This window comes from Thermococcus pacificus (assembly GCF_002214485.1).
Lineage (GTDB): Archaea > Methanobacteriota_B > Thermococci > Thermococcales > Thermococcaceae > Thermococcus > Thermococcus pacificus.
This window is the reverse complement of sequence record NZ_CP015102.1, coordinates 1,244,042-1,259,755: the sequence shown is the minus strand read 5'-3', so window position 1 is coordinate 1,259,755 and position 15,714 is coordinate 1,244,042. Positions and strand designations below refer to the sequence as shown.

At 50.5% G+C, this 15,714-nt stretch carries 10 protein-coding genes; all 10 read right to left on the bottom strand.

Annotated elements, in window-relative coordinates:
- Positions 1 to 5 precede the first annotated feature (5 nt).
- Positions 6 to 1,859 (bottom strand): prolyl oligopeptidase family serine peptidase, encoded by a 1,854-nt coding sequence (locus A3L08_RS07010; protein ID WP_088854339.1) that lies wholly within the window; start codon positions 1,857 to 1,859, stop codon positions 6 to 8.
- A 285-nt stretch (positions 1,860 to 2,144) separates the two neighbouring features.
- On the bottom strand, positions 2,145 to 2,831 hold the full coding sequence (locus A3L08_RS07005) for an SDR family oxidoreductase (RefSeq protein WP_088854338.1): 687 nt from the start codon (positions 2,829 to 2,831) through the stop codon (positions 2,145 to 2,147).
- 25 nt (positions 2,832 to 2,856) lie between these two features.
- Positions 2,857 to 6,048 (bottom strand): patatin-like phospholipase domain-containing protein, encoded by a 3,192-nt coding sequence (locus A3L08_RS07000; protein WP_232461697.1) that lies wholly within the window; start codon positions 6,046 to 6,048, stop codon positions 2,857 to 2,859.
- A gap of 39 nt (positions 6,049 to 6,087) precedes the next feature.
- A complete protein-coding gene (locus tag A3L08_RS06995; protein WP_088854336.1) occupies positions 6,088 to 7,110 on the bottom strand; it encodes a glycoside hydrolase family 16 protein in 1,023 nt (340 codons plus the stop codon).
- Positions 7,111 to 7,602: a type II toxin-antitoxin system VapC family toxin gene (locus tag A3L08_RS06990; protein WP_088854335.1), complete on the bottom strand. Its 492-nt coding sequence runs from the start codon at positions 7,600 to 7,602 to the stop codon at positions 7,111 to 7,113.
- 4 nt (positions 7,603 to 7,606) lie between these two features.
- Positions 7,607 to 7,816, bottom strand: a complete 210-nt coding sequence (locus A3L08_RS06985) for a hypothetical protein (protein ID WP_088854334.1) — start codon at positions 7,814 to 7,816, stop codon at positions 7,607 to 7,609.
- The gene (bgaS, locus tag A3L08_RS06980; RefSeq protein ID WP_088854333.1) at positions 7,813 to 9,321 is read right to left on the bottom strand and encodes a beta-galactosidase BgaS; all 1,509 of its coding nucleotides are present in this window, start codon (positions 9,319 to 9,321) and stop codon (positions 7,813 to 7,815) included. The genes A3L08_RS06985 and bgaS overlap by 4 nt, the downstream gene beginning before the upstream one ends.
- A gap of 2 nt (positions 9,322 to 9,323) precedes the next feature.
- Positions 9,324 to 10,820: a glycosyl hydrolase gene (locus A3L08_RS06975; protein ID WP_088854332.1), complete on the bottom strand. Its 1,497-nt coding sequence runs from the start codon at positions 10,818 to 10,820 to the stop codon at positions 9,324 to 9,326.
- Between the two features lie 53 nt (positions 10,821 to 10,873).
- Entirely contained in the window at positions 10,874 to 12,028 is a 1,155-nt protein-coding gene (locus tag A3L08_RS10145; RefSeq protein WP_232461786.1) for a CGP-CTERM sorting domain-containing protein, read from the bottom strand.
- A 184-nt stretch (positions 12,029 to 12,212) separates the two neighbouring features.
- A complete protein-coding gene (locus tag A3L08_RS06965; RefSeq protein WP_157721595.1) occupies positions 12,213 to 15,413 on the bottom strand; it encodes a tetratricopeptide repeat protein in 3,201 nt (1,066 codons plus the stop codon).
- Positions 15,414 to 15,714: the final 301 nt, after the last annotated feature.

Here is a 15,714-nt window from a genome sequence, read left to right as displayed (position 1 = left end):
GAATACTAAGCCCCGAGGGTTTTCACAACGAATGCGAGCAGGTCAGTCAGCTCCCTCGCCCTCGTCTCCGGCGATGCACCCATGTGGCCACTCTTGGTCTCGACACGGAGGTAAACCGGTGCGCCGATTTCTTTCATCTTCATGAAAAACTTGAGGGCGTGCGCCGGATGAACCCTGTCGTCGTGCAGGCCCGTGTAGATGAGCGTTGGCGGGTATTTCTTGTTGGGGTCAATGTTGTGGTACGGTGAGTATTTAAGCAGAAACGCCCTGTCCTTCGGGTCGTCTGGGTTTCCATATTCGGGAACCCAGACGCTACCGATGTAGAGCTTGTGGAAGCGGAGCATGTCAATGACGGGGTAACCTATCAGTGCTGAGTCCATGACGTCGGGTCTCTGGGTAAGTGTTGCCGAAACCAAAAGCCCGCCGTTGCTCCTTCCCCACGCTGCAACCCTGTAGCCCTCCCCCTTAAGCTTGCTCAGGACGGCTATGAAGTCGTCGAAGACGTTCTGCTTGTTCTCCCTCATTCCAGCGCGGTGCCACTCCTCGCCGTACTCACTTCCACCGCGGAGGTTGGCCATCGCAAAGCTTCCGCCGCGCTTGATGAACGGAATCGCCTGCGGGAAGAAGCGAGGCGTCAGCGAGATGTTGAAGCCTCCGTAGCCGAAGACCCAGACTTTTTTCTCGTCCTCAGTTCCCTTCACGTGGAAGTAGTGGATTTTCGTGCCGTCCTTTGAGACCGCAAAGTCCTCCTCGACTCTGAAGTTGCCCTCAACTTCCTGCCTCTCGACGAGCTTAAGTTCCCCGTCGAACTCGTAGAGGCGATATGGTACTGTAAAGCTCTCGTAGCGGAGAAGGACCCTCTTCCCGTCGGTGTCGAGCGGGTAGACGCTTCCGGGGAGGTCGAAGGTTACCTCGTCGAGCTTTTCTCCGCTGAGTGAATAGACCTCCAGCCTGTGGCTCGCGTGCACGAGCCTGCCGGCGAGGATTTTGTCGCCAACGATTACCGCCCACTCCAGCGGGAACTCTCCTTCAGGAATTACCTCAGTGATGTTCTCCCCTTCGATGGCTATGACCTTCCCACGTCCTTTGCCCTCTCTTGTGAGGACGTAGAGCCTGCCGTTGACAACATCTATGGGCTCCGCCGGAACTTCAGCGGAGTAAACCTTCCCCCAGAGGTCGGGGGCGTCTATCGGTCCGATGTAGATATCCGCCTTGTTCCAGCCGAAGGTGACGGTGAGCATCGCCCACTTTCCGTCGGTGCTCTTCCTGAGTCCCATAAAGTAGCCCGAGCCAAGTCCCTTCCCAAAGACCATCCTCTCGCCGTTCTCGTCCTTCCAGAAGAGCCTAACAGCCGGAGCTTTAACCCCGTCCGGCGTCTCCCCGTGCCTGTAGAACCTGCTGAAGTAGTAGCCGTTCTCAAGGAACGTGACGTTCCAGACCGAGGGTTTAAACTCTTCCAGGATTTCGCCGGTTTCGAGGTTTACTATCCTGGTTATCCCCTCGTCTGCCCCTCCTATGGAAAAGCTGTAGGCAAGGAGCTTTCCAGATTTGTCCGCGGTGAACCCCTGGAGGAGAACCTCGTCGTTGAGCTCCTTCTCAAGTTCCTTTGAGTCGATTATGACATCTCCACCAAGCCACCTTATGACCTGTCTGTCTCGTTCCTTGTACATTGCGATTATGCCCTTATCGGTGAGCCTCGCGCCGTGAAGGGTCGGCATCGAGTAGTATTCCCAGACCTCCGGGAAGAGTTCGTCGCTGAGATCACCGATAAACTCCCTAAAGCGTTTGTTCTCCTCCTCAACGAGCTTTAAAACGCGCTCATCGTTGAGGTTCTCCATCCAGATATACGGGTCTTCCATGAAAATCACCGTCTTAACGTTCGAATGAGGGCATAAAAACTTTTTGTTGTTCCAAGTAAGGAACAAAAGATTTGAGGTTCTGGAACGAACTCCCACAACGTCCGCGAGAGGATCCAAAAGCTGAGAAAGAGACTTATGCCGTTAATGGGGGGCTTGGAAACGTAATCGCGGGTCAATAACATCTTTTTGTAATCACCCACTGACTTCCTCCCCGTCCTAAAGGGCGAGACTTTCAAAAGAAAAAAGTAACGGGGAACACCTAGAAAAATCAAAAAAGTGTTGGTGTTAGTAAATTGACCTGAACAGCACTTCCTCCACTAAAACGTGTTTTGGAAGCTTCAGCAGTGCCACAAGGAGCTCTGCAACATCTTCTGGCTTCATGAAGCCTTCCTCTATCTTCCTTCCTGGTTTGCCGTAGAAGTAAGTGTCCACCATGCCGGGGCGGAGTTCGATAAACTTCACTTCGGGGTTTTCCACCTGGAAGGTCTTCGTAAAGGCCCTCGCCGCCCACTTGCTAGCCACGTAGGCCCCTGCATTGGCCAGTATCATCGTTGAGATGTAGGACGTGACGACTGCTACTGTTCCCCGTCTCTCCTTTAGGCTCGGCAGGAAGAGTTTTATAGTCCTCCAGACACCGAGGGCGTTCACCTGGAAGACTCGCTCCATGTCCTCATCACTCACCTCGTCGAGCCTGCCGCCCATTGGTATCCCAGCGTTTACCACGAGAAGATCAACTCCCCTGAACTCCTCCAAAACTGCTTCAGCGAACTCCTTCAAGCTCTGGGGGCTTGAGACGTCCAGATAGCGGTGGAGGACTTTAACCCCGTGCTTTTCCTCCAGCTCCCTTGAAAGCCCTTCCAGGAGGTCAACGCTCCTCGCACCGAGGGCTAGGTTATAGCCCTCCCGTGCAAGGGCCTCCGCAATTGCCCTACCAATACCCTTTGAAGCGCCGGTAACGACGGCCACCTTCATTTTTCCACCTCCCAAAAATGGAAGATTAACTCGCCGGAAAATAAACGTCTATCGAGGCCACCTTTCCGTCCCTGACAGCCCTGGCAAGCTCTCCTCTAACCTTGTTGCCCTCTACCTCAACTTTCCTCCCGTCGTCGAGGTGGAGGAGGATCCTGGCTTTTCCGAGGTCCAGCTTCCACGTATCCACTTTGGCTGGGTTGTGGTAGGTAACCCTGCACCTCGAGAACAGCTTGAAGCTCACTTTCCCCTCCTCGTCAAACAGCCAGCCGGGAAGTGCGGGCCTGAAGGAGAGTACAAGCTCGCCGTTTTCTATATCGAACGGCTTCTCCCCTATGAACATGTTCTTCCAGATGCTCAGGAACTCCGCATTTGCCCCTGTAAGCCGGGCATAGAACCCCGCCCCGTGGAGGGACTCGTCAGGATAGGCGCTGCTGACTATGAAGGAGGTGTTTTCAAGGGGACTCCTTCCGTAAACGGCCGGGTCGAGGAAGGCAACGATGACGTTCCGGAAGTCCTCGTAAAACTCCTCGTAGAGTCCGCTCCTTATGAGTTCGAGCATGTATTTGTACTCCATGTGTAGCCAGATGGACTCGTTCTCAAGCCACCCCGGGGTGAAGGCCCTTGCCCTGCCTATCTCTATTGGCTGGTCTTTCAGGGAAGCGTTGAGCTTGTACATCTTCAACTTTTTGTCATAGAGGTCGCTCTCCTTGACCTTTTTGTAAACCTCCTTCAAAAGTTCCCTGTCATTCCTGAAGATTTTGAATTGCTTGACGGCACCTTCAAGGAAGAGCGGCATTCTCTTCTGCTCGAACTTTAGAATCCTGATCTCACCCTTTTCATTGACCTCATACTCCACCGGTTCATAGTAGAAATACATCGGCATTATGCCGCTGTTCTCCTCTATGGCCCTCTCGAGGCCTGCCCTGAGCTTATCACGGAGGAGCTTCAGACCATCGAGGAGTTCTCTGGCTTTAACTTCAACTTCTTTTCCGTCAAAACCGAGCCTTGTCCTATCCCTGTACCTTTCCCGGAGCTCTGAAAGGGACTCCCATAACCGGTGGTCCCTGTCTTCATCCTCCCTGCGGTTGTATTCTTCAACGAGCCTGGCTTCCTCCTCAAAGAGCTCCCATACCTCAACGGGGATTCTGAGCTCAATATCGGGAAACTCCTCAAGGGAATCTATTAAAAACTCAAAGAGCCTCACCAGCTCTGCAGCTTCTCCCACCGACGAGCCAAAGAGCCCCGGAAGCCCGTTGAGGGCATCGTACCAGCCCGGCTTCCCCGCTTCCATCTCTATTCCCATTCCAGCTGGATCGAGTGTCGCGAACTTGATGAATGCAAGGTTGAGGAGCTTGGTGATAAGGTTCGTGCGGTATACCTCTCCCCTTCCGTTCGCTGTTCTCATGAGGTGCCTGTACTCTTTCCGGGACTCAATGAGGGCCTTCTTCTCTTTGTCCTCGACGAGGGAGTTGTACTGTCTCACCCTGCCGTTTTCGAGCACGTACCTCTTTGACCTCGGGAGCACCACCATGGCGTTGTCGTAGTAGGTGTAGCTGTAATCCTCGAACAGAAGCTCCCTCTTCTTCTCAGGATACACTCCAAGGTAGCTCTCTATAAGGTCGAGGTTGTACGTCCAGTGGTCGCACCAGTAGCCCTCCCCGTGAACCGCATCAACCTCCTCCTCGCAGTGTTCGAGGACTCTGCGGAGGAACTCCTCTTCGGAGACCTTCAGCTCTATTCCCTTCTCCTCCACGAACATCATCAGTCTTCCGGGGGTGAACGGCTCCCTCAGGAACTCTTCAAGGGGTTCCGGATTGTCCACGAGCTCCTTCAGGAAGTCCGTCCTTTCGGTTTTCAGGCGGTATTTCACACCGTTGATCACGAGCGGGTTGTAGCCGTCGGCCTGTATGAGGTTCATAAAGAACTTGATGTCGTAGTCCCTTATCTCGGGGTGGAAGAAGACGTTCTCCCTCCTGTTCTGGTTAACGTCCCTGAAGTTCCCGTTTCCGGTAGAGTAGTACTCCGGAACGAGCACGAAGTAGTTGTAGTCCCTCTCCTGGTCGCCGTGCTTTCTCAGGTAGATGTAGTACACAAAGGGATTTTCTTCCTCAAGGAGCAGGGGATAGCCTCCCCTGAGGACGTTGTCAAGGTAGCACTGCTTCGAGTACTCGTCAAAGAGCTTGGAAGCGGTTTGCGTCCAGATGTCTTCAACAACCTCCTCTATTATCTCGCTGTTCTCGAGGTACTTCTTCTCAAGGTACTCCTCGCTGGCGAACTTCTTCTCGTATTCTTCGAGGAGGGCTATGTGTGGGACATAGCCTATAACGGAGTGTATTTTGACCTCCTCACCGGGCATGAGCTCTGTTTCGAGGGGCGTGAAGGCGGAGGGTATCTTGTTGAAGGTCACCTGCTTTTCACTGGCCAGCTCACCTAGGGGTTTCCTGATGAAGTTCTCAGGGGAGATTAACGAACTGTCAGTCCCGAAAACTATATCGGGGTCAACTATCGGCCTCACGAGCTCGCTCGTCTCACCCTTCTTCACGAGGGAGATGTAAAACGTCCCCTCCGTGAGCTCCGTGACCTTTGGGACGTCCTCCGTTGACGACTTCAGCTTGAAGAAGGGCATCTTTTTGTCGAGGTTGTAGACCTCCATCCAGGCCTTAACGAGCGTGTTCATGTGCTTTATGACGTAGTCGTTGACGCCATAGGGGATTATCATGGGCATTCCGTCAAGGAGCTCGATTCTTTTCGGGGAGTCGGAGATGTTCCTTATCCTGACCCTCCTGATGAGGGCGGGTATCCGCTCTCCTGGGAGCGTGTAGTAGAGCACGTTAATTTTGAGTCCCAGGTCTTTGTTTATCTCCTCTATTTCGAGCTCGTTTCTCCCTATGTACATCCTCTGCTTTACCCTTCCCTCCGAGGGAGTGAAGGCCTCGTAGGCAACCCCCTCATCCGGGAGCTTGATGAAAGTCCTGAAGCCGAGGGTTCTAACCGTCTGGTAGGCCCTTATCGCGGAGTTGAACTCCATTATCGGGTGATCCTTGTCCTGCACGCCAAAGGAGCTCACGCATTGTCCCCTGTTCACGTAAAATACCCACATGGGTATGCCTTTCTTCCCCGCTATTCCGGGTAAGAAGCTCGCGAAAGGCCTTAAGCGGTTGTAGTCCTCGATAACAAACCTGCCCTTTTCATCGAACCTGTACTTTTCCATGTCCATCACCTCCCGGGGTATTGAAAATAAAAAGGCGGAAGATATTCAGTCCTCAGCGAGCTTATAGACCCTCACGTAGTCAACGTACATCCTTGCCGGGAACTTTGTCGTGGCACCAGGCGGTCCCGGCCAGTTGCCCCCAACCGCCAGGTTCAGGATTATGTAAAAAGGCTTGTCGAAGACCCACTCCTTGCCCATGGCCTCGACCTGCTCCTTCGTGACCACGTGATAGAGTGTACCATCAACGTACCACTCTATCCTGTCCGGGAACCAGTCAATGGCAAAAACGTGAAAGTCCTCCGTGAAGTCCGGAACCCCTTCTGGAAGGGTATAGCTCTTGGTTATAGCGCGGCCTCCCGAGTATCCAGGCCCGTGGACGGTGCCGTGAACGGTCCTTGGCTCATGGCCGAGGAACTCCATTATGTCTATCTCACCGCACTGGGGCCATCCGACTTCTCTTATGTTGCTTCCCAGCATCCAGAATGCCGGCCAGAGTCCCTTGCCCTTCGGTAGCTTCATCCTCGCCTCTACTCTCACGGGCGGGGCAAATTCTGCCTTCCCCTCGGTTTTAAGCCTTGAGGAGGTGTACATATATGTGCCGTACTCGTCGGTAGCCCATTCCTTTCTGGCCTCTATCACGAGCATGCCGTTTTCTATCCTCGTGTTGTTTGGTGAGTAGTATTCGAGCTCGTTGTTTCCCCATCCAGGGATTCCGTATGCCCCTCCGTTCCCTATCTCGAACGTCCAGTAGTTTTCGTTTACCTTTTCACCCTCAAACTCATCGTGCCATATGAGTTTCCACCTTCTCCCATTCTCCTGGATTTCAGCGGGCACTTGTGCTGTGGAGGTGGTAGTCGTAGGGGTGGTTGTTTTGCTCGTTGTGGTAGTCGTCGCGGTAGTTGTGGTGGTCCGAGTTGTGGAACTATCTAAGGGAGCCATTGAGGTTGTTTGAGTGGTTGAGGTCCATGATGAAGAAGGTGTCGTCTGTGTTTCTCCCCCTATGCACCCGCTTATGAAACTGCCGAGCATCACGACCAGAATTAAGAGGCCCAGAAGTTTTTTGTCCATTCAAATCCCCTCCGAAAGCTGTTTTGAAATCGCCTCAGAGCTATCTTTTGAGAGCCCGAGGGCAAGCTGTTCAAGCTCCCCAATAAACTTCTCAGTGCTTATCACGTCCAGCCCGTATTTTTTGAGAGGATTATAATGCTCAGGGATGTCCGTTATCAGGAGGGCGTTTTTTACTATGGCCGTAACCCCGACGAGGATGTCGCTGGTGGCCATCTTAGTCCTGCTTTTCAGGAGGTTTTTCGTGATTATTGCGCTCTTGATGATTATCTCGTCATCTGGGGGAACTATATGGTAGAGCTCCTTTAACACGGCCATCACATGATCTGGATTTTTCCCCAAACATGCCTTCGTGAAGAGATATTCGTATACACTGATCTGCGGGACTAGGATTTCGAACCTCATCAGGGCAAGCTCGAGGAGGTCTTTGTTCCTTTTGGTGTGCATTCTCAGGAGGGCAGAGCTGTCGAGAATTATTCTTTTGGGCATTTTCATTACTTTATTCCTCCTTTAGCTTTTTCAGGATCTCCAGAGCAAGCTCGCTTTCCTCTTCGTCGAGACTTATTTCTCTGAGTTTTTTGTCCAGGTTCGTAGAGTGCCAGGTCTCTATCAGGATCTTGAGGACCTCGTCGTATGACCTTGCATCAAGCTTGGCCTTGAGCTTCTTTATCGCGTTCCAGGTCTCCTCATCGACGGCTATCGTCTTCACGGCCCCTCACCCCCGAGGTATTCTCTCCTAATCCTCTCGGTTAAGCCGCCGTTTTCAACAATCTCTCTGTAAACCCCCACGCTTTCCTTCCTCGGGATTCTCTCTTTTGTGATCATGTCAACGGAATACAGGCCAAACCTCATCCTAAAGCCCATCGCCCATTCGTAATTATCCGTAAGTGCCCAGTGGAAGTAACCCCTGACGTCGAAGCCAGACTCAAGAGCCCTCTCTATATAAGCCACGTGCGAGGCGATGAAGTAAGGCCTTAGCAAGTCTTTAGAATCGGCGATTCCGTTCTCCATTACATAAACTGGCTTTCCATACTCTAAAGCGGCCTTTATGCTGTTGTAGATGCCCTCCGGATACACTTCCCATCCAATGTCGCTCACGGGGTGCTCATCCTTTGAAAGCTCGTTTGGTGGACAGGAGTACCCATAGCCGGGAACACCCTTGAACCCCGTTATCGGGATTTCAGGGAATTTGGGCTTGGAATGGGTGACCACTTCCCTCGAGTAGTAGGTAATCCCTATCCAATCGAGCCTTTTGAGGTGAGGCACCTTTATCGTGGTCTCCATGTCGAACTCGATGTTGAGGTCACCCTTTGTTAATGCCTGGAGCAGGAGACCGCTGTGGAAGAAATCAGTCATCTGGGCCGCTTTAATGTCCTCAGGGTCATTGGGGTCCTTTGGATACGAGGTTCCAACGTTGTTGGCAATTATCCCGATAGGTGCTTCTTTCTTGAACTCCCTTATGGCGTCGTAGGCCCTTGCGTGGGCGTTTATTATGTTGATGATTGCTTCCTTTGCACGTTGCGGATTAACAACACCCGGGGGAAACCCTGAGTAGGGGGCAAGATATCCGAGCTCCACCATCACCATCGGTTCGTTAAAGGTCGCCCAGATGTCCACGAGGTGCCCGAACTTGTACGTGAGGTAGGCCGCAAACTTGGCGAACTCGAGAACGGACTTCTGGCTCACCCATCCGTTTCTCTCGTTTTGCAGGTTTGTATCGCGAGACGCGATGGGGTCGTGAAGCCATACGGGGTGGGTGTAGTGGGTAAGGGTCAGGGCGACCTTGAAGCCGAGCTTTTTCAGATTTGCAAGGACGCGCGTGTAGTGGTGGACCTCATTTTTGTTTGCTATCTCGTCAAGCTCCCTGAGGGTCTCCTTGGTTATTTTTACCCTCTTAATGAGTCCGTTGCCGTCGAGCTCGTAGTCAACTTCAACTCCATAGGTGGGGCAGGGGAATATCCTGCTCCACTCCAAGTTTAGAGAGTAGGCGTTGAGCCCGAGCTCCCTGGCCAGTGAATGGTCGAGAGGATAGAGTTCGTAGTTGTTGATGCCCTCCTCTGGCAGATCTCCACTTACAAGCTCTTTTTTCAGGTTAACGGGGTCTCTTACCCAGTGCCACCAGTCGCTTCTCGTGTCCAGGTTCCGGTTGAACCTGTCACCCATCTCAAACTGGAAACCCGATTGCGAAACTCCCCAGAGGAACTCCTTTTTCATTTCTAACCCTCCTCATAACCCTTCAGGTGTATCTCTTCAATGTTTCTATTCAGCTCGCTAAACATTCTGACCATTTCCTCGTAGGGCTCATCCTCGATGTTTACGAGACCGTAGTTGCTGTTTTCCCCGTCCCATCTCCCCTCTTTGGGCTGGTCAGACCATTTGAACCAGTGATATCCGACGGCATACGGAAGCTCCATAAAACTCTCTATGAAGCGCTTTGTGTATTCGGCCCTTTCTTTTTGAGTCTGAACGGTGATTCCTGCCCCAATAGTATTGGGAAGCCCGGAGTCCATCGCCCTGAACGAGAACTCGGTTATCATTATGGGTTTCCCCGTAATTTCATGTATGTGGTCCAAGTACTCCTTCGGTGCCACCTGGAAGTTATAGAGATTCAGTGAGATAACATCAACGTACTTTCCAGCGACTTCAAAGACAACATCGGGCGGCCTGATGAAAGGAGAAACCGCAAACCTCACTCCAAGTATTAGGTGGTTTTGATCTACCTTCCTTATGGCGGTTGTTGTCACGTTAAAATACCGCTCAGCGTATCTCCTCACAAACTCCTTTCTTGCTTCCATAAACAAGGGTGTTGATGGGAGGTCACCGGTATATGTAAGCAGGTCATCAAAAGATTCATAGCTTGTCTTGAGCTCCTCATTAACCCGGGTAATGTCTCCATTAAAGGTCTCTTTCAAAACTTCCACTGCCACTCTCTTTCCGGGGGCCTCAGGGGGTAACTTCATGAAATCATCCAAGAGGTGATTGCCCGACCTCCAGTCCGGCCCCCAGCGAAGTTCGTTGTCTGTAAAGAAGCCGATTACCATGGGGTTGTCCTTCAACGGTTCAACATTGAAGTACACTGCCTTTGCCACGTACTCCTCAAAATCATCCTTGAAAATGTCGGGCATGGTGCCGTGTTCCCAGTTAAACCCATATTTTGCCCCTATATCCAGAAGAACGGTATATGGGAAATATTCGTACAGTTCAGGAGAGGACCAGCTCCCCACAGTATTGAAACCCCACTCAACCATCCTATTAACTGTGACATTAATCCACACGCTTATGTCCCCATACTTCCTCAGTACATTGACGTAATACGGGGCATACCCTATTTTAGGAGAGTGATCACCCAGGTAATTTATAGCATTCACTCCCTTGGAGACAAAAAGGTAGCCTTCCGGATCAACAAGCCAGTATGTCCCATTCACAACTTCAACCCTAAAAAATCCTAACGATTCAACCTGCACCTTTTTCCATCCTCCAAAATCAGAATATTCCCCAGAAAAATTCGCTTTAGGTTTGGGGGAGTTGGTTACGGTAGATCCGGTGGGAGAGGGTGAATTCATACTCTCACTAGAATCGGTTGTGGCAGGTTGGGTGTAAGATGACGAATCTATACCCTCACTATTTGTCGGTGCGTTGTTTCCAATACATCCCAGGACCATTGTGGAAACAAGTATGAAACCAAGAACCTTGAGGAAGGACGTATTCCTCATCTTTTACCCCCCTTGGGCAAAATATAAAGCAAGGAAAATAAATAAAACTCAAATTAACGCCTCTTCCTGAGGAGGAGTGGGACTATTGCCAGGCCGATTATGGCTGCCGGGCCGCAGATTCCTCCACCGCCGGTGGTTTCGGTCTTAGTCTCTGTCTTGGTCTCCGTTTTTGTCTCGGTCACAGTTTCAGTCTTGGTCTCTGTTTTCGTCTCGGTTATGGTCATGGTCTCCGTTTTGGTTACGGTTTCGGTGGTTTTAATGATCTTGGGGGCCTCACTGGGGGACAGGATCCTTGCGTCGTGGAGTATCCAGCCGTAGTTGAAAGCGGTGCCTTCGCTTCCGCTGTAAGAGCCTATGGATATTGAAGTCCACTGCTGGCTGTCAACAGGTATGCCAAAGAAGCCATCGAGTTGTTCGATAACCTTGTCGATCATGGGCTTTATGTCAATTATGACTTCTCCGGAAGCTGGAAGCTGCTCCTGCGGCATGAAGAGAAGGACTCCCCATCCTCCTCCGGACAGAGCTCTCTGGATCGTGAATTTAATATTTTTCATCTCTCCGTTTAAGATCACTGTAGAGGTTACTTCTCCCACGTCTGTCCTGTCACCAACTATTCCTCCGAAGTCGTCAAAGAACGGAATGTAGATTTCCCCAATAGGTGCTCCTGAACCTTTGTCTTCAAACCAGATGTTTATACCGTATCTTACAAGAGTGTCATCTCTTCTGGCTACATCGTATTTCACTTTCACCCAGATGCTGTCGTGCGTGGATACATCAGAAGCTGGGAGCGGTAGCTGGAAGTGTGAATATCCCCCAACCGGTGGCTTGTCTCCCCACCACTGGGCCGGGGCCCTTCCATCTATAATAACCTCCGGTGTTGCCCAGGCTATTCCTCCCCACTGTGTCTGCACATCGCTTAGGTCAACGTAGAAAGCAACTTCTTCCGTGCTTTTAATGAACCTCATGTAAACTTCCCCTTGGCCGTCAACTATGTTCCAGAAGTTGGTCTGCATCCAGATGGTTCTTCCATCACTAAGCTGGATGGGGTTCTCAAGCCACTGGTCCCACCAGGTAAACTGAACATCACCCTCCTGAGCTGGAGCCGCTGCGATGCCCTTTATGTCTTCCAATGTCATTGCTGAAACAAACCCCAGAAACACTAACGACAGAACAAAGAAACTCACGGCTTTTATCATCCGTCTGCGCATGGAAATCACCAATCTGGAGTTGTGGATACAGTTATATATAAGCCTTTCGTCTTTTATATCCTTTCTTAAAATTATAAGGTATGAAGACAAATATAACCCCCACTACCGGGGCATTGGGACTTCAAGGGCATTCCCCACTATCCAACAGGAGGACAATAAATAGAGAAAAGAAAAAGTGTCTTACTCAGTCTAAGGTAGGTGCTTCTTCTGGGGGCAGGACTCTTGCGTCTTCGAGTATCCAGCCGTAGTTGAAAGCTGTACCCTCGCTTCCGCTGTAAGAACTTATGGATATTGAAGTCCATGTAATTTCTTGGTTGCTAAGTTGTCTGATGACCTCATCCACTACTGGCTTTATGTCAATTATGATTTCTCCGGAAGCTGGAAGCTGCTCCTGCGGTATGAACTCGAAGCTCCACCATTCCCCAGGGTTCCATCCTTTCTCGCCTTTCAAAGTGACCTCAAGGGTTTCTCCGTTGAGGTTAACCGTGGTATTGATTCCTCCAAGTGTTGTCTTATCACTGACCCCTACAAGCCCTCCAAAGTCGTCAAAGAACGGCACGTAGACTTCCGCAACCGGCCATCCCTCGGCATTCTCGAACCACAGGAGGAGCCCGAATCTTACTAAGCCTTCCTTCTTGACAACCTTATAGTCCGCCTTGACCCATATATGGTCATAATTGGAGATTTCGGACGATGGCATCGGGAGGTCAAAGAATCCGTAACCTCCGACTGGTGGTTTGTCTCCCCACCATACGGCGGGAGCTCTTCCGGCGATTATGACCTCCGGTGTTGCCCAAGCTATTCCGCCCCACTGCGTCTTTACATTTTCAAGATCAACGTAGAAGGCAAAGCTATCACTAGCATCGATGAACCTCATGTAGACTTCTCCCTGGCCGTCAACTATGTTCCAGAAGTTGGTCTGCATCCAAACAGTCGTTCCATCGCTCCTCTTTATGGGTTTCTCGAGCCACTGGTCCCACCAGGTAAACTGAACATCGCCCACGTCCTGTTCAGAAGCCAGATCTTTTATCTCTAGGACAGGTAGTGAAGTTATATAATCCCTTAGAATGCCTGTTGCATACTCTAGGAACCTGTAAGCTTCATTGACATGGTCTATTATCTCTGGATCCCCTGGTGGAAGCGAAAGGGCTTTTTGGTATTCATCCGCAGCTTTTTCCCCAGCATTCTCTGCCTCAGCGAGTACTTCATCACTCAAGTTCCTAGCTTTGGCTTCGTCTAAAAGTGCTTTGTATTCCTCTGCCAACTGTGAGTATTTTATAACTTTGTCAAGAATCTCTTCCGCATTTTTAATAGATAAATATGCTCTTCTAAGATATGCAAAGCTCCTTGGATTTGCAACCCCTCCGTAAAACGGCTGTGATGAAAGTTCAAACGCTCTCTGATAATCCTCTTCTGCACGGTTTCTAAGCTCTTCTGTAGTGTTCAATATGTTCTCTGGTATTTCATATGTAAGATTTGTAAGGAGTTTGTTATATGCCTCTCTTATTTTGTTATAGCGATAATAGTTATAATAGTTCCACATGACGTAGATCTTGTAAAAGATTTCTGATTCCCTCGATTCTACAGTTCCCTCAGATTTTGGAGGCAGAACCTTTGCCTCGTGGAGTATCCAGCCATAGTTGAAACCTGTGCCGTCGCTTCCGCTGTAGGTTCCAAACGCGAGAGAGCTCCATACTATGTCGTTCTCTGAATAGTCGGAGTATTGGTCGGCTATTATTTCCTCTATGACCTTGTCAACTATTGGCCTTAGGTCAATTGTGACATCTCCCGAGCCCTTTGCTATTGGTTCTGAGGGTATGAATTCAAAAGCGAAATTGTTCCAGTTCCACGCTTTCTGTACCGTGAACGTTACGTTCTTTTCAACGCCATTTATAGTTACGGTGGCTTCTATTGTTCCGACCTCCCAGGGGCCATATTGCGCACCTACTATTCCATTGTAATCATCAAAGAATGGGACATAGACCTCAGCCAGTTGGTAGTTGTCACTGCTCCTCTCGAACCACATTATAATCCCTGGTCTAACGAGGGTGCCTTCGCCTTTAACGAGTTCAAAGTCAATTTTGGTGAGTATCTTGTTGTAATTTGAAACATTCACGGCTGGCATGGGAAGTGAGAAGTAGTCATAACCGCCTGCTGAGGGTAATTCATTTCCATCAGTTACGCTTGGGGGCACCCTGCCAGCGAAAACCACTGCGGGGGTTGCCCATGCTATTCCTCCCCACCGTGTCTGCACGTTGCTTAGGTTAACGTAAAAGGCCACACTGTCCCCTGCTGAAATAAAGCGCATGTAGCTTTCACCGTCTCCTGAAACGATGTTCCAGAAGTTTGTCTCCATCCACAGAGTTGTCCCGTCTTCCCCGGTAACCAGCTCTCCTGGCCATGGATTATCAGGACTCCACTGAAGAACTATGTCTCCACTCTCAGCAGTGCTCGCAATTTCTTTTGCTACCTTGAGGGTTAGGGGGGACTCAACAAGCCTGGCGTCGTGGAGTATCCAGCCGAGTTCAAACTTGTCTGTGTTGCTTCCCGTGTAAGTTCCAAAGCCAATGGATGTCCACGTAATCTGGTCAGCAGTCCAAGAGGAGTAGGGGTCATCCACTATGCCCTGCACTGCCGCTTCTGCAAATTGTTTGACGTCAATGAAAATCGTTCCCTCAGGTATCTCCTGGTCAGGGATGAACTCAAGAACGAAATGGTCCCAGTTCCAAGTTCTCTGGATTTTGAAAACTACTTTCCTAGCCTGGCCGTTAATATACACTGTCTGTGTTATTGTCCCGATGTCCGTCGGGGGCCACTGAGTGTTCACGATTCCACCGTAGTCGTCCGAAAAGGCTATGTACACCTCGCCGAGGGGGGCACCGTTTGGCTGCTCGAACCACATTATTATTCCCGTTCTGGAGAGTGTTTCGGGACTTTTGGCGAGCTCGAAGTCAACCTTTGCCCAAACGCTACCCAGTGTGTTAATCTGGTCTCCCCCAAGCGGGAGGCTGAACCATGAGTACCCTCCCACTGTAGGCTTGTTCCCCCACCATTGGGCGGGAGCCCTTCCTGCAAAAATGACGTTTGGTGTGGCAAATGCGTTTCCGCCCCAGTTAGTGACAACGCCGCTCATATTGACGTAGAACGCAACTTCCTCTGTGTTTTTAATGAACCTCATGTAGTTTTCTCCACTACCCGATTGGATATTCCAGAAGTTTGTCTCCATCCACAGAGTTGTCCCGTCTTTCCTGGTAACCAGCTCTCCCGGCCATGCACCGGGAACCCACTGGAGGGCAACATCCCCACTTTCCGCATTGTCTGCAATTTGCCGAGCCTCAGGTAATGTAAGCCCCGAGACGTAGGTTCCCAGTATAATCAGTGCCATCCAAATTCCTAAAATCTTCCTAAAGTGTCCCATATAGCATCCCCGAGATATTTTTTGGGCTCTTAATATAAAACCTTTTTTGTTTTATAAAAATCCAATAAATTTATAAGGTCGTGCATAAATGATCATTACAGAAAATCATGTACACATGTACAGGGGGAAGCAAAGATGGTGAGCAAAAAGAAAATTAGCGGCATGTTTTTGCTTCTTGTTTTTGTGGGATCCTTTTGGGGACTCCAACCGGTAAGTGCACAGATTTCCCTTCCCAGAGAAGATACAGTCTTCGTAACCGGAGCCCAGT

Bases quoted from the DNA above. Each gene is read 5' to 3' on its own strand.
- A3L08_RS07005 (WP_088854338.1), bottom strand. From the start codon at position 2,831: ATGAAGGTGGCCGTCGTTACCGGCGCTTCAAAGGGTATTGGTAGGGCA.
- A3L08_RS07000 (WP_232461697.1), bottom strand. From the start codon at position 6,048: ATGGACATGGAAAAGTACAGGTTCGATGAAAAGGGCAGGTTTGTTATC.
- A3L08_RS06965 (WP_157721595.1), bottom strand. From the start codon at position 15,413: ATGGCACTGATTATACTGGGAACCTACGTCTCGGGGCTTACATTACCT.
- A3L08_RS06990 (WP_088854335.1), bottom strand. From the start codon at position 7,602: ATGAAAATGCCCAAAAGAATAATTCTCGACAGCTCTGCCCTCCTGAGA.
- A3L08_RS06995 (WP_088854336.1), bottom strand. From the start codon at position 7,110: ATGGACAAAAAACTTCTGGGCCTCTTAATTCTGGTCGTGATGCTCGGC.
- A3L08_RS10145 (WP_232461786.1), bottom strand. From the start codon at position 12,028: ATGCGCAGACGGATGATAAAAGCCGTGAGTTTCTTTGTTCTGTCGTTA.
- A3L08_RS06975 (WP_088854332.1), bottom strand. From the start codon at position 10,820: ATGAGGAATACGTCCTTCCTCAAGGTTCTTGGTTTCATACTTGTTTCC.
- bgaS (WP_088854333.1), bottom strand. From the start codon at position 9,321: ATGAAAAAGGAGTTCCTCTGGGGAGTTTCGCAATCGGGTTTCCAGTTT.
- A3L08_RS07010 (WP_088854339.1), bottom strand. From the start codon at position 1,859: ATGGAAGACCCGTATATCTGGATGGAGAACCTCAACGATGAGCGCGTT.